This is a genomic window from Streptomyces sp. NPDC003691 (genome assembly GCF_053981115.1).
Genome location: NZ_JBSFNQ010000011.1, coordinates 19,626 through 39,401 on the forward strand (window position 1 = coordinate 19,626; position 19,776 = coordinate 39,401).

The 19,776-nt window shown below is 71.4% G+C and carries 25 protein-coding genes; 13 read left to right on the forward strand and 12 right to left on the reverse strand.

Features of this window, described 5'->3' with window-relative positions; all coding sequences use genetic code 11:
- From ACWDR0_RS07770 to ACWDR0_RS07795, 6 genes are read left to right on the forward strand one after another with little or no spacing between them, the layout of a single operon-like run.
- Entirely contained in the window at positions 1-762 is a 762-nt protein-coding gene (locus ACWDR0_RS07770; protein ID WP_456350756.1) for a hypothetical protein, read from the forward strand.
- Positions 759-1,223: a hypothetical protein gene (locus tag ACWDR0_RS07775; RefSeq protein ID WP_456350757.1), complete on the forward strand. Its 465-nt coding sequence runs from the start codon at positions 759-761 to the stop codon at positions 1,221-1,223. Before ACWDR0_RS07770 ends, ACWDR0_RS07775 begins: the two co-directional genes overlap by 4 nt.
- A 28-nt stretch (positions 1,224-1,251) precedes the next feature.
- Positions 1,252-1,752, forward strand: coding sequence for a hypothetical protein (locus ACWDR0_RS07780; RefSeq protein ID WP_456350758.1), 501 nt, complete (start codon positions 1,252-1,254; stop codon positions 1,750-1,752).
- Between the two features lie 16 nt (positions 1,753-1,768).
- Positions 1,769-2,563, forward strand: coding sequence for a MarR family transcriptional regulator (locus tag ACWDR0_RS07785; protein ID WP_456350759.1), 795 nt, complete (start codon positions 1,769-1,771; stop codon positions 2,561-2,563).
- Between the two features lie 31 nt (positions 2,564-2,594).
- Positions 2,595-3,449 carry a DUF317 domain-containing protein gene (locus ACWDR0_RS07790; RefSeq protein ID WP_456350760.1) on the forward strand — a complete coding sequence of 285 codons (855 nt, stop codon included), beginning with the start codon at positions 2,595-2,597 and terminating at the stop codon, positions 3,447-3,449.
- Positions 3,450-3,501: 52 nt separating this feature from the next.
- Entirely contained in the window at positions 3,502-3,978 is a 477-nt protein-coding gene (locus ACWDR0_RS07795) for a hypothetical protein (RefSeq protein ID WP_456350761.1), read from the forward strand.
- A gap of 80 nt (positions 3,979-4,058) precedes the next feature.
- Here the strand turns inward: ACWDR0_RS07795 and ACWDR0_RS07800 are convergent, their stop codons facing one another.
- Together ACWDR0_RS07800 and ACWDR0_RS07805 are read right to left on the reverse strand one after the other, a co-directional pair.
- Positions 4,059-4,346, reverse strand: a complete 288-nt coding sequence (locus tag ACWDR0_RS07800; RefSeq protein ID WP_456350762.1) for a hypothetical protein — start codon at positions 4,344-4,346, stop codon at positions 4,059-4,061.
- Between the two features lie 303 nt (positions 4,347-4,649).
- Positions 4,650-4,895: a hypothetical protein gene (locus ACWDR0_RS07805; RefSeq protein ID WP_456350763.1), complete on the reverse strand. Its 246-nt coding sequence runs from the start codon at positions 4,893-4,895 to the stop codon at positions 4,650-4,652.
- A 215-nt stretch (positions 4,896-5,110) separates the two neighbouring features.
- On the opposite strand from ACWDR0_RS07805, the gene ACWDR0_RS07810 reads away from it, so the two are divergent.
- The 3 genes from ACWDR0_RS07810 (at position 5,111) to ACWDR0_RS07820 (ending at position 6,379) form a co-directional block, all read left to right on the forward strand.
- On the forward strand, positions 5,111-5,488 hold the full coding sequence (locus ACWDR0_RS07810) for a DUF317 domain-containing protein (RefSeq protein WP_456350764.1): 378 nt from the start codon (positions 5,111-5,113) through the stop codon (positions 5,486-5,488).
- Between the two features lie 32 nt (positions 5,489-5,520).
- Positions 5,521-5,736 carry a hypothetical protein gene (locus ACWDR0_RS07815; protein ID WP_456350765.1) on the forward strand — a complete coding sequence of 72 codons (216 nt, stop codon included), beginning with the start codon at positions 5,521-5,523 and terminating at the stop codon, positions 5,734-5,736.
- 262 nt (positions 5,737-5,998) lie between these two features.
- Complete coding sequence (locus ACWDR0_RS07820) at positions 5,999-6,379, forward strand: esterase (protein ID WP_456350766.1); 381 nt, start codon at positions 5,999-6,001, stop codon at positions 6,377-6,379.
- A 66-nt stretch (positions 6,380-6,445) separates the two neighbouring features.
- On the opposite strand, the gene ACWDR0_RS07825 is transcribed toward ACWDR0_RS07820, so the two are convergent.
- From ACWDR0_RS07825 to ACWDR0_RS07870, 10 genes are all read right to left on the reverse strand, one after another.
- Positions 6,446-7,357, reverse strand: coding sequence for a restriction endonuclease (locus ACWDR0_RS07825; protein WP_456350767.1), 912 nt, complete (start codon positions 7,355-7,357; stop codon positions 6,446-6,448).
- A 167-nt stretch (positions 7,358-7,524) separates the two neighbouring features.
- On the reverse strand, positions 7,525-7,968 hold the full coding sequence (locus tag ACWDR0_RS07830; RefSeq protein ID WP_456350768.1) for a hypothetical protein: 444 nt from the start codon (positions 7,966-7,968) through the stop codon (positions 7,525-7,527).
- A gap of 72 nt (positions 7,969-8,040) precedes the next feature.
- On the reverse strand, positions 8,041-9,747 hold the full coding sequence (locus ACWDR0_RS07835; protein WP_456350769.1) for a mobilization protein: 1,707 nt from the start codon (positions 9,745-9,747) through the stop codon (positions 8,041-8,043).
- 2 nt (positions 9,748-9,749) lie between these two features.
- On the reverse strand, positions 9,750-10,115 hold the full coding sequence (locus ACWDR0_RS07840) for a plasmid mobilization protein (RefSeq protein WP_456350858.1): 366 nt from the start codon (positions 10,113-10,115) through the stop codon (positions 9,750-9,752).
- A 260-nt stretch (positions 10,116-10,375) separates the two neighbouring features.
- Entirely contained in the window at positions 10,376-10,600 is a 225-nt protein-coding gene (locus ACWDR0_RS07845) for a hypothetical protein (protein WP_323447593.1), read from the reverse strand.
- A gap of 114 nt (positions 10,601-10,714) precedes the next feature.
- Positions 10,715-11,755, reverse strand: a complete 1,041-nt coding sequence (locus tag ACWDR0_RS07850) for a DUF2637 domain-containing protein (RefSeq protein WP_456350770.1) — start codon at positions 11,753-11,755, stop codon at positions 10,715-10,717.
- Positions 11,752-12,306 (reverse strand): WhiB family transcriptional regulator, encoded by a 555-nt coding sequence (locus ACWDR0_RS07855; protein ID WP_456350771.1) that lies wholly within the window; start codon positions 12,304-12,306, stop codon positions 11,752-11,754. The genes ACWDR0_RS07850 and ACWDR0_RS07855 overlap by 4 nt, the downstream gene beginning before the upstream one ends.
- A gap of 95 nt (positions 12,307-12,401) precedes the next feature.
- Complete coding sequence (locus ACWDR0_RS07860; RefSeq protein ID WP_456350772.1) at positions 12,402-13,121, reverse strand: ATP-binding protein; 720 nt, start codon at positions 13,119-13,121, stop codon at positions 12,402-12,404.
- On the reverse strand, positions 13,121-14,071 hold the full coding sequence (locus ACWDR0_RS07865; protein WP_456350773.1) for a hypothetical protein: 951 nt from the start codon (positions 14,069-14,071) through the stop codon (positions 13,121-13,123). The genes ACWDR0_RS07860 and ACWDR0_RS07865 overlap by 1 nt, the downstream gene beginning before the upstream one ends.
- A 2-nt stretch (positions 14,072-14,073) precedes the next feature.
- Complete coding sequence (locus tag ACWDR0_RS07870; RefSeq protein ID WP_456350774.1) at positions 14,074-14,406, reverse strand: hypothetical protein; 333 nt, start codon at positions 14,404-14,406, stop codon at positions 14,074-14,076.
- Positions 14,407-15,481: 1,075 nt separating this feature from the next.
- Between ACWDR0_RS07870 and ACWDR0_RS07875 the strand changes: the two genes are divergently transcribed.
- The 4 genes from ACWDR0_RS07875 (at position 15,482) to ACWDR0_RS07890 (ending at position 19,612) form a co-directional block, all read left to right on the forward strand.
- The gene (locus ACWDR0_RS07875; protein ID WP_456350775.1) at positions 15,482-16,813 is read left to right on the forward strand and encodes a helix-turn-helix transcriptional regulator; all 1,332 of its coding nucleotides are present in this window, start codon (positions 15,482-15,484) and stop codon (positions 16,811-16,813) included.
- A 145-nt stretch (positions 16,814-16,958) separates the two neighbouring features.
- Positions 16,959-18,275: an aminotransferase-like domain-containing protein gene (locus ACWDR0_RS07880; protein ID WP_456350776.1), complete on the forward strand. Its 1,317-nt coding sequence runs from the start codon at positions 16,959-16,961 to the stop codon at positions 18,273-18,275.
- Between the two features lie 23 nt (positions 18,276-18,298).
- Positions 18,299-19,249, forward strand: coding sequence for a D-alanine--D-alanine ligase family protein (locus ACWDR0_RS07885; protein WP_456350777.1), 951 nt, complete (start codon positions 18,299-18,301; stop codon positions 19,247-19,249).
- A 156-nt stretch (positions 19,250-19,405) separates the two neighbouring features.
- Positions 19,406-19,612 carry a cold-shock protein gene (locus ACWDR0_RS07890; protein ID WP_456350778.1) on the forward strand — a complete coding sequence of 69 codons (207 nt, stop codon included), beginning with the start codon at positions 19,406-19,408 and terminating at the stop codon, positions 19,610-19,612.
- The last annotated feature ends 164 nt before the right edge of the window (positions 19,613-19,776 follow it).

A 19,776-nucleotide genomic window follows, 5' to 3' on the forward strand; every position in this document is an offset into this window, starting at 1 on the left:
ATGTCCACCAGCACCGAGCCCGACTACCGACTCGACGGCTTCACCGCCGCCACGGCGGAGGTCGAGAGGGACTTCTTCCACACGACACTCTCCGACGACTCGTTCGTGCAATTGGCCGCCCACCACAGTCCGGACGGCCGGGACAGCTACCTGCTGTTCTTCGACCAGTCGGCCACCTGGGGCATCCCCGGCAGCCCCGCATACATCGCCCTCCACCTCACCCGCGACGCCAACCTGGGGACCTTCCGGTTCAGCCAGGAGACCCACCCGCTGGCCCCGCTCGGGCAGCGGTGGCTGACCGGACAGGGCTGCCCGCCGGACGGCATCGGGCTGACGAACACCCACGGCCTGCAGCCCGCCGACCCCCTCACCACCCTGCTGGAGAACCGTCTGCGCACCGGCCCCGAGGATCGGCTGGAGGTCCTGGACCACTACACCAACGACGAGGAGACCTGGGCGCTCCTGCGTGACACCGACCCGGGCTCGGCGGAGCTGCCGTTCCGGGTGTTCCTCGAAGAGGTCAGCTTCCGGGAGAACACCTACACCGTCCGTGAAGGCGCCTTCGCCACCGCCGACGCGGCCGGTGACTGGCTCTCCGACCGGGACACCCCGCTGCCGCCCGCACCGGCCCTCTCGCGGGCCGAGGCCGCCGTCGCCCGCTCACCCCGTGCCCCGGACCGGCCCGCCGACGCGCCGAACCCGGTTCCCCCGGCCCGCCCGACCGCCACAGAGGCCGTCCGCACCGGTCGGGGGCGGTCGTGAAGCAGGCACGCTTCGGGTTCTCCGCCCACCCGGAAGCCCTGGAGGACCTGCGGAACATCCCCGGGAACATCCGGGATCTGGCCCTGCTGGAACTCCAGCACCTCGTCCACGGGAACGAGCGCGGGGCACGGATGCACCGGGAGCTGGCCGGCTGCCACAAGGTCTATGTCGACCCGCAGACCCGGTGGCGGATGGTGATCCAGTTCCGCGACTCCCCGCCCTCTTCGCAGCACCGGCGGGAGATCTTCCTGGTCGCGGTCGGCGAGCGGTACGACAACACGGTCTACCGCACTGCCGCCGACCGCCTCCGCCGGGAAGCCTCCGCCGGGGTGTTGGACCAGCGGGCCGAGGCCGCGCGCTCCCGCTCCGTGCACATGCGCACCGCCAGCGCTCAGCCACCAGAGGCTGCCGCGCCGACCGCGGCACCCGCCCCGGCCGCCCAGCGCCGTACCCGTTCCTGAACCGCCCTCCCCCTCTCCTGGAGTTGTTGTGCACGGCACCCCGCCGCCCGGCCTCGGTACCCGTCTCGTCCGCGAGACGCTCGGCGCCGACTCGGCCGCCGACCTCCTCGGCCGCCATCCCTTCCTCAGCCCCTACGGCCAGCTCACCGCCCTGATCGCCGACGCCGCGTTCAAGGTGGACGACCTCGACCAGCGCGTCCAGGAACGCACCGCGCACATCGCCCGGGAGCTGGACTGTGTCCGCGGCGGGCAGAGCGCCGCCACCCTCGGGACGGCCAGCACGGAGATCGCGCTGCTGTCCGCCCGGCGGGACCAGAGCGCCGACCACCTGCGGACCATGGCCGGCGCCTACCGCCGCTCCCTCGCCAACGACACCGGACACGCCCCCGCACAGGTGCAGGCGCTCGGTCAGGTCTCCCGCGCCGAGGCCGCCGTCTCCCGTACCTCCGGCGGACCTCCGTCAGCCGTGCCCCCGGTGCCGCCGATCACCGGCCTCCCCACCACCGCCGCTGTCCGCCGCACCCGCTGACCTGGGAGGAACCTCCGTGCCCACTCTGCATGCCGCCCTCGCCGGGCGGACCGAATCCATCGACCACACCCTGACCGTGCTCACCCCCCGCTGGACCACCTGGACCCTGCAGACCCTGCGCCAGCAGGAGTCGATGCGGGCGGCGGAGATCGGGGCGGCCATGCCGTGGAACAGCTACCCGACCACGATCCAGATCCTCAACCGCATGCACAACCAGGGGCTCGTGCAGCGACTCGGCCACGGGACGTACGGGATCACGGCGGCCGGGCGTGCGGCCGAACCGGTCCACCGGGCGCTCGCCGACTGGCACCACCAGAACTTCACCACGGTCACCGCCGACGCGGAACGCGCCGAGGACGTCCTCGCCCGGCTCCGCCCCGCCGGGACCACCGCCACCCTCACCGCACTGGACCGGCACGGCCCGCTCACCTACCCCGAGGTCGTCGAGACAACCGGACTCCACCCCAGCTCGGCCCACACCCGCCTCGCACGCCTGGAACGCGACGGCCTGATCCTCCGGGACTCCCCGGGGCGGGGCGCCCGGTACGGGGTGAGCCCGGCGGCCGAGCAGCTCGGCGACGCGTACGTGGCCCTGGCCTCCTGGACCCCTGGTGCCTCGGATCCGGGGGCGGCTCCGAACCGGCCGGTCGTCCTCCGGCCGCAGGCCGTGAGTAACGGGTGGGCGGCCGTTGCCGTTCAGCGCGCCCCCTCCGCGGCGGCGGTCCCGGGGCTGTTCTCGCACCCGCCCGCGGCCCAGCCCTTGGTGCCGGCCGCCGTCACCGCGATCTCCCGTCCGCCCCACACTCGCTGACCACCCCGCCCCGAGGAACGGAGCCCCCGCCATGCCCGCTGCTGATGAGATCGACGGGGACGTCTTCGTCTCCCCGGTGTACCTCGCCGGGTCCACCTACACCGGTGACCCCGCCCTCGCGCCTCTGCTGGAGGCGGGATTCACCATGGTCAGTGACGACCTGGCCAACGCCTATCTGTCCTCTCCGGACCAGAAGGTGCAGGTCGGGTGGCTGCCCGAGGGCGAGGACGACTGCCTGTGGCGGATCACCGGCCACGAGAGGCCGTTCACTCCGCCCCGGTGGCTGGCCACCTTCGACCACTACACCCCCGTCGAAGTAGTTGCCGCGTTCACCACCGCCCTCGCCGAAGACCACGCCCACGACGACAGCGCCTCCGTCCACCACCATCTTGGTGGCGGGAAGGCGGATCCGTTCCTCGCTCTGATGGAGGCGGGCTGGCGGGTCAACCACGGGCCCTACGTCAGTTCCAGTCGGCCCCCGGACCGGCACGCGCTGGTCAGCTACAGCCACGGGCGGATGAACCACTTCGAGGAGATCAACGACCAGCGCTCCCGGTGGACCGTCGGCGGCGGCGCCTCTGGCTACTCCTCCGAGTGGCTCGGCACCTTCACCAGCCACACCCCGACCCACCTGATCACGGCCACCATGACCCGGCTCGCCGACCCCACCCCCGTCCCCCGCTACAAGGACCACCTCCCCGAGCGCAATCGGGCCGCCTCCCGCATCACCCCGGTCAAGCCGCCGGTCCCCAGCCCGCTGGACATCCAGCGCGCGGCGGTCGCCCGCTCCCGCTCGACCGTGGCCAAGACGGTGATCCCCTCACCGACTCTCGTATACCGGACGACGACCGCGCTCCCGGCCGCCGCGTCGGCCCGGCGCCGCTGAACCCCGTATGGATACTCCGCCGTGCGGTGGTCCGCCGCTTCCGTTCCAGCCGGTGGCCTGGGCGACCGATCCCGAGCTGACCGAGCGCCTGCGCCGCGCGACCCAGGCCCTCCTGGACTCCCTGCCCACGGTCATGGAGGACGGCCTGCACTTCTCCGAGGCGCTCCACGGCGGCGCCCAGCACGTCTGCGACACGGCCGAACTCGACTACGCCTGGGCCCCGATGATCGAGGCCGAAACCATCCGGGCCGTGACCCGGGAGGCCGGCCACGGCGAGCTGACCCTCTTCACCCCGGACCTGTCCCGGGCCGTCGAGCGCATCGAGTTTCTCCCACTGGACTACCAGCAGCGGCTCGTCCAGCGAGTCGCCGACCGCTACGCCGACCCCGCCCGGACCCCTGGACGGAGCGTGGTGGCGACCGCCGTCTCCCCGGCCTGGGACACCACCCGGCCCCGGCATCCGGCCGGACCCAACGTCCTCCCCTTCACCCCACGCCAGGGGCCACCGCCCCGTTCCCCCAGCCGCTGACCACGCGCCGACCGGTGTCCCCGATGGCCGGTAAGAGCCCGGGGACACCGGTACGGCGGCGGCCGGTTTCCCGGAGTCGATCAGTGCTGAACCGCGTCCGATTCCGTTGCCTGCTCCTCCGTCGCGAGCGGGCCGACGTACTCCAGCGTCCACGTCTCCTGGAACTCGGGCTTGGGAGCGACGAGAGTGATTTGGGCCCCGCGATGTCCGGCGCGCAGGGCGAGCCCGGCGTCGGAGAGGATCTTGATGCCGCCGATGACCCGCTCGAAGGTGAACTTCGCCCACTCTGCCTTCGGCACGCTGTTGACGTAGAGCTTGTCCTTGGCGACCACGAGGCCCGCCGCTTCGTGGTAGGCGAGGTGGATCACGTACGGTGAGCCCGGCTCGGAGTTCGCGGGCTCGATGGCCCACTCCTGTTCGATCGGGAGCGGATTCAGCTGGTCGGTGATGACGGGCGCCCCGTACTTGACCGCGTACTCCGTGGCCGTCAGCAGGGACGTCGGGCCGATGATGTGCGCGTGGATCTTGTACTTGCCGGGCCTGACGGGAATAGCAGCCAGGGACGGACTCTCTTTCGTTCTCGGAACTGCCGGTGATCGGAAAGCGCCGGATGGCTACCCTCCGCTTCACTCCCTAAAGCGACGCAATTCGGCTGAAAAGGCGCAGAGGAATCAGCCGGGCCACCCTGGACCTCCAGCGACCCTCCGGAGGCCGCCGGGATTCCCGGAGACGAGAACCTGCGCCGCTCCACGGAACTCGCTGCTTCGTTCCCGGGGAGCGTCAGGGCGGATGAGGGTGGCGAGTTCTTCGACGGTCATCTCGATCCGGCGGCCGTCCGCGATCCGCGCCCGCGCCTCCGACGCCGCCTGGACGTCGTCGGTCAGCTCCGCGTACTCCCGGGCCTCGTCCCCGTTCACCCTTCCGCCTCCCTGTTGCCCTGCTTCTGCTCGAAGGTGCCGCTCGGGACAGCGTCCGCGGGCGGCACCTTCCTTCCCTCCGCTGGCCTGTCCGGGGCGGGATTCGCCCACGGCAGACAGCCGCCCGCCCGAACGGACTGGAACACGTCTCCGGACCCATGTTCAAGTACGGGTGTTGGGAAAAACCGCAGGTCAACGAAGGGATACCCGTACCCGTGGCGCACTCCGAACTCCTTCTTCCCCGCCCCGCGAAGCTCCACCCGCTCCACGCCCCGGACGTACGGGAATGGCCGCGCGGGTGCGGCTGCACGGGCCCCGTCTTCCCCTTCCTCGAAGCACACGGGTGGGCCGTGATCACCGACCCGGACGCCAACGTCCACTGCACCAGCCCGGACGGCGGGATGTACGTCGGGTTCCTCCCTGAAGCCCCCGCTGCCCGCCACGGCGACCTCTGGCACATCCGCACCCTCGACGCCCACGGTGAGCCCGTCTGGCAGCAGACCTTCCCCGACGGAATACCCCCGCAGGCCGTCGCCGGGTTCCTCGCCGGACTCATCGCCACCCCCACCGCCCTGTGCGGTCACTGCTCCTGATCCACCTCACCCACCCCCGCCGAAGGAGTCCCGTGTCCCACAAAGTCACCGTGACCTCGTACCACCCGGACAACACCGTCTGCCCGCCCCAACACAAGTACACGACCAGCAACAGACCCCTCACCGAAGGCTGCCCCGGCCGCACCGTGTTCTTCGCCATCTGCGCCTGCGGGAGCTGGTCCAGCACCGCCTCGGCGACCAAGGGCTACGCCGCCGAGATGGGCCGCCGCCACCGCGCCGCCCGCTGAACCGCCCCCCGCCTGTCTCCGAACCGGAGGTATCCATCCTGTCGAAGCCGCTGACCGTCGCCCAGCTCGTCCACCAGCTCCAGACCCTGAACCCCGCCCTCCCCGTCTTCCTCGCCGTCAACCCCGACTGGCCGTACGGCCACAGCATCGGCAAGGTCATCGAGTGCACCGGCCTGGACGGCCCCGCCGTCTACATCGCCGAGGACGGCCAAGACCACTACCTCCCGCCTACCGTCGCCGCCGAACTCGACTGGGCCGACGCATGACCCAGACCGCCACGGCTACCGGCCTCTTCCCTCTGCGCGAGGCCACCCGCCGCCCCATGCCGGACGGCTACCGGGGAGCCCTCGTCCGCGAGGTCTCCCCACACCCCGGCGACACCCTCCGCACCACCTGGCACCCCACCCCCACCGGCCGCCGCGACCGCCTCGGCCCCGGCGCCCTCCTCCTCGCCTGGACCCCGAGTTCCTCGGGCGGCATGGACGTCAGCGCCCACCTCGGCCTGAACACCATGGACGTCACCCTCGCCACCTGGCCCGGCCTCCGGGGCGACTGGAGCACCACCGTCCACCCCACCGTCTACGAAGCCCTCGCCCTCCACGCCGCACTCCGCGTCGCCACCAAGGCCCTCGCCATCCTCTGACCGCATCGCCCCACGACGAGGCCGCCCGGACTCTTCTGGGCGGCCTCGTCGTCGTGGCGTCTGGCCCTATGACGCGGTTTCCCTGACAGGAGCGATCCGCTCGCGGATACTCTCCCCGTACTCCGCCAAGCGCTGGAGCGCGCTGCTTTCGATGATGATGATGTCGTGCCTGCCGGCGAATGCGCGGGCGCGGTCGGTTGCCCAGCCGTTCGTCATCATCACGGCCAGCGTTGCCCGGTGTTCCGGGCGAGCTGTTCCGTTGAACTTGTGTACATCATCCGCTCCGATGACGTTCTTGGCCATTGATGCTGATGTGTGCTTGCACTGAACCACCACCCTGGCACCGAGTTTGTCGGTGGCGATGACGTCTGCGCCCTCATCTCCAGGGCCACCGTGGCGTCGCTCGATGGTGTACCCGTCCCGTTCGAGCAGGGAGGCGACGAACAGCTCGAACCTTCGGTGGCCAAACCCCTTGATGGTCTCCATCGCTGTGGCGTTCCCGCTGGCGATGAATGCCTGGTTCCGGCTTTCCCGTTCGGATAGCGCGCTCATGGTCCGCTCGTACTCATCTCGGATCTGAACGAGCTTCATGCGTTCGGTGCGCAGCCGGCTGTCGAGCTTCATGACCGTGTCACCCGACGATGCCGTCCCCAGAACACGATCCCGCGTACGGCGGCCGAAGTCGTGCGCAATGGTGTCCTGTAACACCTCGCACTGTTTCAGGGCGGCCTGTGCCTCGCGTTGCAGGAGGTTGAGAGCGTCCTCCCGGGCCGATTCCTCATAGAACCGGTCTCTCCGGACCGTCTCCCGGTTCCGCCCACGGATCAGACTTTGCAGGTTCTCCAGGCAGTTGGCGATGTCGGCATCGACGTCAGCCTGATGAGATGTCCAGTCGTCCGCGAGCCGGGCGGCAAGCCGTCCTTCTGCCATCCACAAGAGGGCGTCCGCATGGTCACTCCAGGTGATCTCACCCAGCACTGCGGCTATCAGGGGATCGGGAGCGGCCTCTCGGATAAGGCGCCCTGTCATCTCGGAATGTGAGTGGACTGTCACAATACGAGACTACTGGTGGCCACTGACAGCAGATCCGCCCGCTCCGGGCACGCCGCTCTGGCAGCAGTGCCCGGAGTCGCAGCCCACCCCCTTCATCCCTGCGGGCGCCGTTCGTTCAGGTACATGCCGGTGAAGGCGCCGTCGAAGCCGGTGGCGCGGGCGGCGTCCTCCAAACTCGGGTAGACCGGGCCGGTGGTGTTGCCGCCAGTCATGACCTCGAAGTCGGCGCGGCTGAGTTCGGGCTCATGCCACTGATGGGCACACCGGCAGCGGATGTCGATGCGGTTGCCGTCACAGATGACCATCCAGTCGCGCCGGGCCGAGCAGCTGGGGCAGATGACGACGAGGCCCGTGATGAAGAGTTCCTCGGGGTGGTCAACGCTGCGGATACGGATACGGACGCCGTCGGGGCGGATCTCCTCCTGGAGGCGGCGGAGCGGGTCGTCGCCCGGGGCCGGCACCGGGACCAGGGAATCAGGTGTGGGGGCGGGCTGGGCGGTGGTTCTGGGCAGCTGGTGGGTGTCGTCGTGGATCACGGTTCTCCTCCGGGTCTCTCTTCTTCGAGCCATAGCAGTGGGGGCTGGTGGGAGTCCAGGGGTTTGTGCTGGTCAGCGGCATGGCCGTCGCTGACCGGACAGGCTCGGGATGGTGTGGGCGGGGACCTCGGTGGGCTTCGGGGCCCGGGTGCGGGCCGGGCCGAGGGCCATGGCTGGCTTCGGCGCGGTCGGGAGGTTGGCGGTGTGGCGGATGCGCCAGATGAGGACGTCGTTGACGTTGTCGGCGGTGTCGAGTTCGCGCTGCTCGACCACGGTCTTTAGGAGGGCGCCGGGGTCGTGGCCGGCTGCCTGGGCCTGGTCGAGGGTGGCGATCAGAGCGTCCCAGCCGGTCTCCTGCCGGAGCCGGTCCGCGTACTTGGGAAGAGCGGCAGTCACCGTGGTGGTGTGCTGGTCGCGTACAGAGTCCGGCAGCCGCTCGGCATGATGCCCCATCGCCCTCAACGGCGTTGCGGCGGCACCCTGGTAGGCGGTTCGGAGGTGCTGGGCGGCCTGGCGTGCGGCGGCGGCTTGTTGGGCGTGGCCGTGGGCGGAGTGCCAGCGGGCGGCGGCGAGGGTGACGAGGACGAGGGTCGAGAGGACCATGGCGGTGGTGCCGCCGTCCTCGCCCCGGCCGAGCGCGTCCCCGGCGCGCAGGACTCCCCGCGCAGCGGAGCGGAGGGCGCGGTGTTCGGCTCGGGCGGCGCGCTCGTGGGTCCGGGTGGCACGCTCGAACGCGAGGGCGGCCTGGGACAGCTCCCGGCGGGTGGTGGCCGGGGCCGTCTTGGCGAGGGCGTCCAGGAGTTCTCCGGTGCCGACGAGGTGGGCGACCGCGGTGTCCTCGTCGTCCTGGTCGAGGACGGCGGCGGCCTGTACGGCGGGAGCGACGGCGTCACGGCGGGCGGCAGCCGGGCGCGGCCGGGGTCCCTCCTCCGTGTCCAGAGCACCGGCCTCCAGGCGCTGGCGGATCTTGGGGAGGGAGAGGTCGGGGGCGAGTTTGGAGCCGGAGAACCAGACCGGTTCGCCTGCCCGGTTGCGGTCGCCGGGGAGGGCGACCTTGTAGCCGAGGTTGTCCTCGGACGGAGCCAGGCGTTTCTCAACGCGGAGGCCGGCGGCGGTGAGCCGGGCGAAGAACTCGTCCTCCGTGGCGGCTCCGGCCAGGGCCTGACGGACGGTTTCACGGAGGGTCTCGCGTGGCGGCTCGACCCGCCCGCTGCGCTCCGCCTTCGACCGTTCGGCGCTGGTGGGGTGCTGGGCGGCGGTGCGGTCGCCGGAGTTGAGGCGCTGGAGTCCGAAGTCAGCTTCGATCCGGCGGCACTCGGCCTGGGCCCGGACGGCGTCCTGGTGACGCCGGGGGCTGCGGCCGTCCTGCCGTTTGAGGGTGGCCACGATGTGGATGTGGTCGTCAGCGTGGCGGACGGCGATCCAGCGGCACGCCTGGTCGTCACCGGCTTCGGCGATGCCGGTGGCGTGGACGATCCGGCGGGCGACCTCGCCCCACTCGGCGTCCGACAGGAGGCGGTCGCCGGGGGCGGTGCGGACGGGGCAGTGCCAGACGTGCCGCTGGGGGCGGCGGCCGGCGGGAAGGGCGAGGACGGGGAGGTCGAGCCGGTCGGTCAACTGCTTGAGCGTGGCCGCTGGGTCCCGACCCGGGTCGGGCGCGAGGCCGGGTTCCCAGGCGGCGACAATGTGAGGGTCGGCGTGTTCGTCGCGGCGGCCGGGACCGTAGAGGTAGGCGAGCAGGCCGTAGGTACGGCTGCCGGTGGAAATGTCCGGAACCACGGTCACCGCCGCCGGGCGATCTCGACCGCGGCGCCCTCGACCCGGACCGCCGCTTTGAGTACACGCTCGACCGCGTGGTCGACGCCGTCGCTGTGCCCGCCGGAGTTCAAGACCCTCGCCACCTGGTTGAGGTTGTTCCCGGCGCGGGCGAGCTGGGCGGCGGCGGTCATCAGCTCTGTGACCAGAGCACGCTGGTCGGTCAGCCATGCGCGGGCGTCGTCGTGGGTACGGGCGAGGGCGACGGCGGCATCGGCGAGAAACCCGGCCGTGGTCAGCCCGACCGTACGGGCGGCGTGCTGGACAGCAGCGAGTTCGTCGGCGGTGAGGCGCACGCTGCGGACGTGATCGCGCTGGACGGTCTGGCGCAGGCGCGGGCGCTGGCGACGCGCGGGCGGTTCGGCCTCTCCGTCTTCTGGCTGCGGTCCGCCCCCGGTCGCAGCCTCTCCTCCCGGCGCCCCCTGGTGCCGGGAGGTTTCCTCCGCCCCGTTCGGGGTGGGGGCATGCGCGTCCGAAACTCCTCCGCTGCCCGTGGCTGCGGAGGAGTTTCGGACGCTACAGCTTGCTCGGCCTCGTGCCGGGCAGTCGCCTCCGCACCCGGCGGTGGTGGGCTCGGCCGGTTCGGGCCGGGTCATCGGCGGGTCTCCGGGGCGGTTCGCCGCAGGTCCCGGAGGATCTCGGCGGCGTAGTCGAGGGCGAGGGCCGGGTGGTGCAGGGTCCACGGCCGGCTGGTGGCCGTACGGCGGACGGTCCAGGTCCCGTCCGGGCCGCGCTCGGCATGGTGGAGGTGTCCGTGGCGGTGGAGGGTGGTGATCCAGGCGTCGGCTTCGGCCGGGGTGACCGGGGTGGTGCGCACGAGGGCCTCCGGTACGAGCAGGAGCAGGTGGGCTCGGGGGTTCGGTGTCCGGGTGTCCCGGGTGGGGTGACCGGGCCCGTCAGTGTCCAGCCCGGTCACCCCGTGGGGCCCCGGTCAGCCGGTCGCAGTGACCGGGGCCGGTCGGTTGCCGGGTCGGGCCGGTCGGTTCTCGTCGCGGAGCTGGGTGACCAGGGCGGTCAGCCGGTCATTGGCCAGCGGGATGCCCTGCCCCCGGATGGCGTCCGCGACGATCTGGCGGGTGACCTTGTCCGCCCGGGTGACCGCCGCGCGGGCGATCGGGAGGAGTTCGTCCTCACCCTCCGGCCCGGTCAGCCCGGTCAGCCCGGTCAGCCCGGTCGGTCCGGTGTCCGGGGCCGGTCTTCTGGCCGGTTCCCCGGACGGCGCGGCCTCGTCGCGGCCGGTGTGCTCGGGCTCCGGGTCAGGGAGGATGACCGGGGCCGGGGTGACCGCCGGGATCTCCGGGGCGGAGGGTGCGGGCGGGGTCAGTTCGGCCGCCGGGTGTCCGGCGGTCACCGGGGCCGGTCGGTCAGTGTCCGGCGGGCCGGTCAGCTCCGGACGGTCCCGGTCACTGCCGCCGGTCAGTCCCGGCCGGTCGCTCTCCGGCCGGTCGGTCAGAACCGGGCGGTGGGTGGTGATCCGGTCGGTGCGGACGGTCGGGGTGTCCGGCTGTCCGGAGTGACCGGGCCGGTCGGTGGGTTCCGTGCGGCGGGCGATGAGGATGTAGAGGTGGACGGCTCCGGCGAGGGCGAGCGGGGCGACCGTGGACAGGACGCCGACCGTGAGGTCGCCGAGCTTCAGCCCGCTCCCGGGCGGGCCCTGCTGGTTGAGGCGGACGGCGTGGAGGGCATTGGCCCAGATACTGACCGCGGAGGCGGTGCCGAAGAGGGCCCAGGTGTAGAGGCGGGCGGTGAATGGCGCGGTGCGCAGGACGAGGAGTCCGCGGACGCCGTAGGCGATGAAGCCGTCGATGATCAGGGGGAAGAGGTAGGTGAGGGCGCCCCGGATGTGGATGGAGGCGGCCATCTGCTGGAGGGCGTCGTAGGAGAGGGCGCAGGCGGCGGCGCCGAGGGTGACGACGGCGGCCTTGTCCCAGGCGGTGGTGGCGTGCGCAGGTATCGGTGCCGGAGTGGTCACGCGGCCGTCTCGAGGTCCGTACGGGCCGGGGTCCTGGCCGTGGTGATCGGTGCCGCCTTCGCCGTCGCGGCGGGCTTGGTGTTGCGGTTGCGGATCTCGCGGGCGGCGCGGCGGTAGAGCTTCTGGGCATGCTCCTTGCTGATCTTGAGGAGGCGGGCGAGCTGGTCGGCCGGGACCCCGGCCCGGTAGGCGTCGCGGGCGACCGCGCGGCGCTCGTCGCGGGTGAGGTGGACGTCGCGGCCGGCGAGGGTGGCGTTGATCCGGGTGTAGTCGACGCGCTGCGGGAGCTTGCTGTGAAGGGCGTCGCGTTCCTCTTCGGTGAGGCCGCCCCGGATGCCGTCGCGGTCGCCGTTCTCCAGTGCGGTGTCCAGGCAGGTGCGGCGGACCGGGCACCGGGCGCATAGGGCCTTGGCTGCGGCGATGCGGTCCGTGTCGTCCGGGGCGGGGAAGAAGAGCTCCGGGTCGGTGTGAGGGCTGGTTCGACAGGCGGCCTGGTCCTGCCAGGTGTGGTCGCCGAGGGTGCGCGGCTCGTGGGTGGTGGCGCTGTGCATGCGTGGTCTCCAGAGGATCCCGGGGCAGGAGTGTGCTCGTCCGGGGTCGGTGAAGGCGGGTCCGTTGTGGTCGGGGCCCGGTGGCGGCAGGTGGGTCAGGCTGCTGCGGCGGCGGGGTGGCGTCGCCCGGCGGCGTGTGTGCGTCTGCGGTCGGGGCCGTCGAGGATGACCTTGTCGGCCATCTCGGTCAGCCGGGAGGCGACGCGGTCGCCGATGTGGGCGCGGAGGTCGGCCATGCCGAGGTTGGTGGTGACCAGGGTCGGGAGGAGTTCGTTGTAGCGGCGGTTCATCAGCCGCATCGTGATCTCCTCGGTCCACTCGGAGTACTTCGCGGCCCCGAGGTCGTCGATGATCAGCAGCGGGCAGCGGGCGAGGTCCCGGAGTTCGCGTTCGCCGTCGTGCCCCGGGCGGGGGCGGAGGTCGGCGTAGAGGTCGGCGGCCGTGACGGCCTTCCAGCGGAGGCGGACCCCGGCGCCGATCAGGGAGCGGACGGCGCCGTACGCCTGGTGGGTCTTGCCCGTGCCGGTGGTCCCGGCGATCAGCAGCGACCGGCCCTGCGCGATCCCCGGCGCACCGCCCGGACCGGGCCGTCCAGCTGCGGCGATCTCGCAGACCCAGGCGGCGACCGCCGGGTGGTCGGCGACCGCGGTGCGGTAGCGGGCGGGGATGCGGGACTCAGCGGCGAGCAGTGCCGGGACCGGCTCCGGGCCGGCGACCGGCGTGCTGGTGGGGTCGATGCCCCGGGTGGTGAGGATGTGGGCGAGGCGGCGGGCGAGGCCCCCGACGGGCTGGGGCTGGGCATTGGGTGTGCGCATCACAGCTCCTCGGCGTAGGCGGCGGCAGGGTCGGCGGGGTTCGCCCAGGCCCGGCGTGCGGGCACGGTAGCCGGGAAGCCCGGCCGGTCCAAGCCGCCCCCGGCGTTCATCGCCTCGTGGACCAGGCTCGGCAGGGTGCTCGGGTGCAGGCCCCTGGCCCGGTGGCGAGCGAGCCCGGCGCGGACGTGGTCCGGGTCGATGCCCTCCGCCAGCAGCCGGGCGGTCTCCCGCCCGAGGTGCCCCAGCACCCCGCTCGGGGGCCGGTGAGTGCAGGCCGCCTCGTACTCGTCGATGAGCTGCTTCGCCGAGGAGGTCCGGGGTGCGGGGGCGCTCGCGCCCCGAGCAGTTGTTCCTAGGTCCAGGTTCCTAGGTCCTAGATCCGGACCATGAGTCCTCACTGAGGGCTCACTGAGTGCCGTTTGACCTGCGGTTTTGTCAGGTGCTGCGGATTGCGTGAGGGCTCCGTGAGGGCTCACTGAGCACTCAGTGAGTACTCCGTGAGTCCTCACCGCATCCTCCGTGAGGGCTCCGTGAGCCATCACGGCCGGCTCCGGTACTGCCGTGGTCACGGTCGGCACAGCGGGGGCGGTGGGGGTTTCGTGGTGGGGGCAGGGCGGGGTCCGGACCCCGGAGGGCCGGTTGATCCTCTGGTGCCTGCGGAAGGAGACGATGTGGGCATAGTGCCGGTCTTCGCCGTCCTCGTGGACCGTGTAGCGGCAGACGAGGTTGTGGGCGGCGAGCTGAGTGAGGTCGTCCTCGACGCCGAGGGGGCCGTGGCCGGGGCGGTAGGACCAGAGGGCTCCGGCGAGGACGGCGGGCTGGTCGCGGAAGCGACCATGGTCGTCCGCCTCGGTGAGCAGGCCGAGGAAGGTCCGTTCGGCAGAGAGGGAGACCGCGGCGAGGGACTCGGACCGGAATGCCTCCGGTTTGATGGTGCGGATGCGCGGCATCGTCAGCGGCCCCCGCCCGTGGTGGCGTACGCCTTCGCGGCGGGGCGCAGGGTGCCGGCGGCGAGGTCGAGGTCGTGGGCCTCGGCCCAGTCGACGTCGGGGTGGGCGCGGATGATCCAGCGGGCGGCGGTCAGCCCCTTCGCCCGGGTGACCGACAGGAGGCGGCCGTACTCGTCGTAGGCGCGGAGGTGGGGGCTGGGCCACTTCTGGGCGGGGTCGCACTGGGAGACGCGGGCGGTGGCGGCTTGGGGGATCATCGCGGCGATGACGCGGGCGAGCCGGAGGACCCGGTCGGGGGCCGGGGCGGTGGCCCTTCCGTTCTGGTGCGTGGGCATGCAAGAATTCCCTACTTGTAGGTGGAGCGGGGCGGCCTTTCTCGTCGAAAAGGTCGGCCGGCCCGCTTCGGTTATGTGCACCCTTCGGGGTGTCGGCGGCGCTCGGGAGCGGCTAACTCCTGGGCGCCGTTTCCGTTTCCCCGGCTTGTGGCGGTGGGTCGTTCACCGTCATCCCCCTTCTTCTCGTTGGTTCCCCGGCTGTCGTTGCCGGGACCAACAACATATGCACACTCCGTCCAACACTCCAGCGCACGCAGGGGGTTGGGGGCATCGACACCAACACGACATCTGCATCTGGAGGATGTGGCCGAACGCGCCGTCCGACCGGGTCCGGCCCTTCCGGGAAGCCTCGTTCGCCGCGATATGCGGGACCGGTCCTGATTCTCCCGATGGCGGGGTGTCAGCGAGCGGGGTCCGGCGGCGGCCCGGTGCGCGGGCAGGTGGCGGGCCGGACTGTGGCCAGCGCCGGAGCAGCCGGGCAGGGGGCCGGCGGTCGTGTCCAGGGAACGACGCCATGCCTCATTTACTTCACCCTCCCGGTCTGCTGACTGCCCCGTCGATCACCGGGCCCTTTGGTTTTAAACCGAGTGTCATCCCCCCGTCAACGCCTTGTGGAACCGCCGGAATCACCCCTGCCCGCAAGTTATAAGAGCCGTTTCGGAGCCCGCCAGTAGCGTCAATTCCCTTGCCCGCAAGAGGGGTTACCCGCGTAGAGTTCCGAAGTATTTCAAGATCGAGTAATTCTGCTGCATCGCTGCCGGGGTGAGCGTGCACAGAAAAATGGGCGTGCCAAAAATCTGGGCACGCCCTCGAATAAGTCATACGAATGTCCAGTGCGACCCGAAATCAACAAGATCGCCACCCCGGCTGCCGGGGGTATTGGTTCAATGTCGAACAAAGCAGGAAGTGGGGGTCTCAGTCAATCCCCGGGGCGATCAATTCATGATCGCTTTGCGCATCCTTTACTCTGGTTACTGACACGTAGGGCGGGGGCACCACAAGTGCTCCCGCCCTTTTTCGTGCGCCCGGACATCCCCGGCACCCGAAATGCCCCCACACCCCCTGGAGGAACCCCATGGTCGACGGCGCCTTCGCGCCCTGCCCGGACACCGGCTCCGAGCCGCTGTCCCCAGGACAGCTCCTCGGCCACCCCGGTCTGCTGCGCGCCTGGCGCGCGGTCGCCGGGGAGAAGCTCGGTCTGGGCGGGCCTCTGCCTCAGGTGGATGTCGCCACAGCCATCGGGCGGAGCCGGGGCTGGTACCAGAACCTGGAGAACGGCGCCCGGCCCAAGATCGACAAGACGGTCCTGGACGCGCTGGCGAAGGTACTGCTGCTGGGCCGGGACGAGCACCAGGCGCTGGTGCTGGCGCTCATGGACGGCGCCCTGACCACGATCCCGGACAGCTTCGGCGACGCGACCGTGCGGCGCGACCTGCAGATGATGCTCGACCAGCAGCTCCCCAACCCGGCGTATCTGACCGACCGGGTGTGGAACATCATCGGCTACAACGCCGCCATGGCCGCCCTGTGGCCCTGGGTGAAGGAGCCCGGCGCGAACCTGATCCGCTGGGCCATGCTCAGCGACGAGGCCCGCCTCCAGTACGTCGACTGGCACCACCACGCCACCGAGTACGTCAAACTGCTGCGGTTCGCCAGCGCCCAGTACCCGCACGACGCCGAGCTGTCCAAGCTGATCACCGATGTGAAGGCCGACCTCGTCTGCGGCCGGTTCTGGAACACCGACATCGCCGCCGTCTCCGAGTCCCGCGACGGACACCTGTTCAAGATGATCCTGCCCTCCATGGACCACCAGCCCATCGAGGTCATCAGCCACGTCCTGTTCCCGGTCTCCCTGCCCGGCGCCCGCGCCGTGATCATCACCTGGGCCGGAACCGACGAGGACGCCACCCCGACCGCCACGGTGACCGGTCAGCCGACCGATCGCACCCCGGAACGCCCCTCCATGCCCTGGCCCGGCCTGCCCTTCGCCGCCGAGCGCACCGCGAGCCCCCGCCTCACCGCCACCCCGGCCGAAGCTACCGAGCTGGCCGGCCCCCACGCCGTCCCCCTGCCCCGGCTCAGCAACCTGGTCGGCGGGGACAACTGCCACCTCGTCCTGGACCCGGACGCCGGAGACGTGATCCGCTCGACCCGCCACGCGGACGGCGAATGGGACTTTTCCGAGATCTCCGCCGCCGACCTCCTCCAGCAGCTCCCCGCCAAGGCCCCGGCCGGCGACACACTGGCCGAGTACAAGCTCCTCCTCAGGGCCGCCCTCCCCGAGAATCCCGCCGCAGCCGCCTGCGCCTGTGACACCCGGCTCCAGGAAGCACGGGACCGGTTGGAGGCCCTGGCCCAGGTCCGCCGCGAACTGCTGGCCAGCCTCGGAGCCTCCCGTACGGCGTAGGCGGGCAGCGCCCCTTCGCACATCCCTCCGGCCGACCCCAGCCCCGGACCGGTCGGAGGGGCGCGGCGTTGTGGAATTCCGGGCGGTGATCATGGGTGCTCGGTAGGGTCGGTGCTCTTGGACGGTGACGGACAGGAGTGTGCCGATGCAGTCTGGCGAGCAGTCTTCCCGGTCGGGTTCGCGGGTCGATCCGTGGCGCGGGCACTACGCGGCACGGGCGGCGGGGATGGTCGCATCCGAGGTGCGGGCGCTGTTCGCCGTGGCGTCGAGGCCGGAGATCGTGTCGCTGGCGGGCGGGATGCCGAACGTGTCGGCACTGCCGATGGACTCCATCGGCACGCTCATGGGCGAACTGGTGGCGGAGCGGGGGCCGGTGGCGCTCCAGTATGGCTCCGCGCAGGGAGATCCGGGGCTGCGGGAGACGATCTGCGAGGTGATGGCGGCCGAGGGCATCGACGGCCACCCGGACGACGTCGTGGTCACCGTCGGCTCCCAGCAGGCCCTCGACCTGGTGACCCGGGTGTTCGTGGACCCCGGGGACACCGTGGTCACCGAAGCCCCGACCTATGTCACCGCCATCGGTGTCTTCGCCGCCTACCAGGCCAACATCGTCCACGTCGCCATGGACGAGGCCGGTGTCGTACCCGAGGCCCTGGCCGAGACCTTCGCCCGGCTGGAGCGCGAGGGGCGTCCGGCGAAACTCTTCTACACCGTGCCGACCTTCCAGAACCCGGCCGGTGTCACCCTCTGTGCCGGGCGCCGCCCCCAGGTGGTGGAGATCTGCCGCCGGGCCGGGGTACTGCTCCTGGAGGACAACCCGTACGGCCTGCTCCATCTCGACGGCGACGAGCCGATGCGGGCCCTGCGCGCGGACGCCCCGGACGACGTGATCTATCTGGGCTCGTTCTCGAAGACGCTGGCGCCAGGGCTGCGGGTCGGCTGGGCGCTCGCCCCGGCGGCCGTACGGGAGAAGCTGGTGCTCGCGGCCGAGAGCGCGATGCTCTCGCACTCCGTCTTCAACCAGCTCGCCGTCGACCGCTATCTGCGCACCCAGCCCTGGCCGGAACAGATGAAGGACTTCCGGGCGATGTACCGGGAGCGGCGGGGTGTGATGCTCGACGCGCTGGAGAAGTACATGCCGCCGGGGGTGACATGGACCCGGCCGGCCGGGGGTTTCTTCGTCTGGGTGACCCTGCCAGAAGGGCTGGACTCCAAGGCGATGCTGCCGCGCGCGGTGCAGTCCCGGGTGGCGTACGTCCCCGGTACCGGGTTCTACGCGGACGGCGGGGGACGGCAGGCGATGCGGCTGTCGTACTGCTACCCGCCGCCGGAGCGGATCCGGGACGGAGTACGGCTGCTGGCGGACGTCATCGGCGCCGAGCTGCGGCTGCGGGACATCTTCGGCACCTCCGCCCCCGCGAACAGCACCGGGCCCCAGGCCCCCGGCCCCGACCAGGCATGACCACTGAGGGAGAACGAGGAACCATGACCGATCTGCGGGTGGTCGTCATCGCGGGGGGCCTCTCGCCCGAGCGCGAGGTGTCCGAGAAGTCCGGCACCAGGGTCGCCGACGCGCTGCGCCGGGCCGGGGTCGAGACCGAACTCCGCGATGTGGGGACGGATCTGCTGCCCGCGCTCGCCGATGCCCAGGGTTCCGTGGTCTTCCCGGTGTTGCACGGGGTGGCCGGCGAGGACGGCACCATCAAGGAGATCCTCGAACTGGCCCAGGTGCCATACATCGGGGCCCGTCCCGGGGCGTGCCGTGCCGCGTTCGACAAGGCGGTGGCGAAGGAGGCGTTCACCCGAGCCGGGCTCTCCACCCCAGCATCGGTGACGCTGCCGAAGGAGGCGTTCCACGACCTGGGCGCCGCCGCGCTCACCGCCCGGATCACCGAACGGCTGGGCCTGCCGCTGTTCGTGAAACCGCGGGCGGGCGGCTCCGCGTTCGGAGTGAGCCGGGTGGATGCGGCCGAGCGGCTGCCGGAGGCGCTGATGGCGTGCTTCGCCTACCACGACGAGGCCCTGATCGAACGTCTGGTGACCGGCACGGAGATCGCCGTCGGCGTGGCCGACCTCGGCGAAGGACCCTTCGCCCTTCCGGCCGTGGAGATCGTCGCGGAGGGACTGTACGACTACACCGCCCGCTACACCCCTGGCGCGGTCGAGTTCCACCGCCCCGCCCGGATCCCCCCGGCCGCCGCCGAGGAAGCGGCCCGGGTCGCCGTCGCCGCGCACCGGGCCCTCGGTCTGCGGGACCTCTCCCGTACCGACGCCATCGTCACCCCCGAGGGCGAGGTGGTGGTGCTGGAGACGAACGTCGCCCCCGGGATGACGCTGACCAGCACCTACCCGATGGCGTTGAAGGCGGCCGGGCTCGGCTTCGGCGACTTCTGCCGCGACCTGGCGGCAGCGGCCGAACAACGCCACCGCGCCTGAACCCGGCCCGTTCTCGCTGCTTCTTCAGCGGCGGATCACGGATGGCTGGAGGCAGGGTTGACGGAGGGGGGCACGGGGGCATGATCCAGTGGCTGAACATCCGGGGCGCCAGCCGGTGGGAACGCTGGGGCGCCACAGCAAGCGGAAGCAGGGGTTATGGCACAGGGCACGGTGAAGTGGTTCAACGCGGACAAGGGCTTCGGATTCATCTCCCAGGATGACGGGGGGCCCGATGTGTTCGTGCACTTCAGCTCCATCCAGACCAACGGCTACAAGTCGCTGGAGGAGAACCAGCGGGTCGAGTACTCCATCACCCAGGGCCCAAAGGGGCCCCAGGCGGAGAATGTGGTTCCCCAGGGCTGAGGCATGTGTGTCCGAGTGCCGCGGCGGCCCGTATACGTACCGTCGCGGCACTGCCCGCTGTGCGACGGAAGCCGGGCACCCTCCGGCCCCGTCGCAGAGCGAAACGGTGACCCCTGCCCCACGAACAACGGATCACCCAGCCTGCGGCGTTGAGATTACAGAAG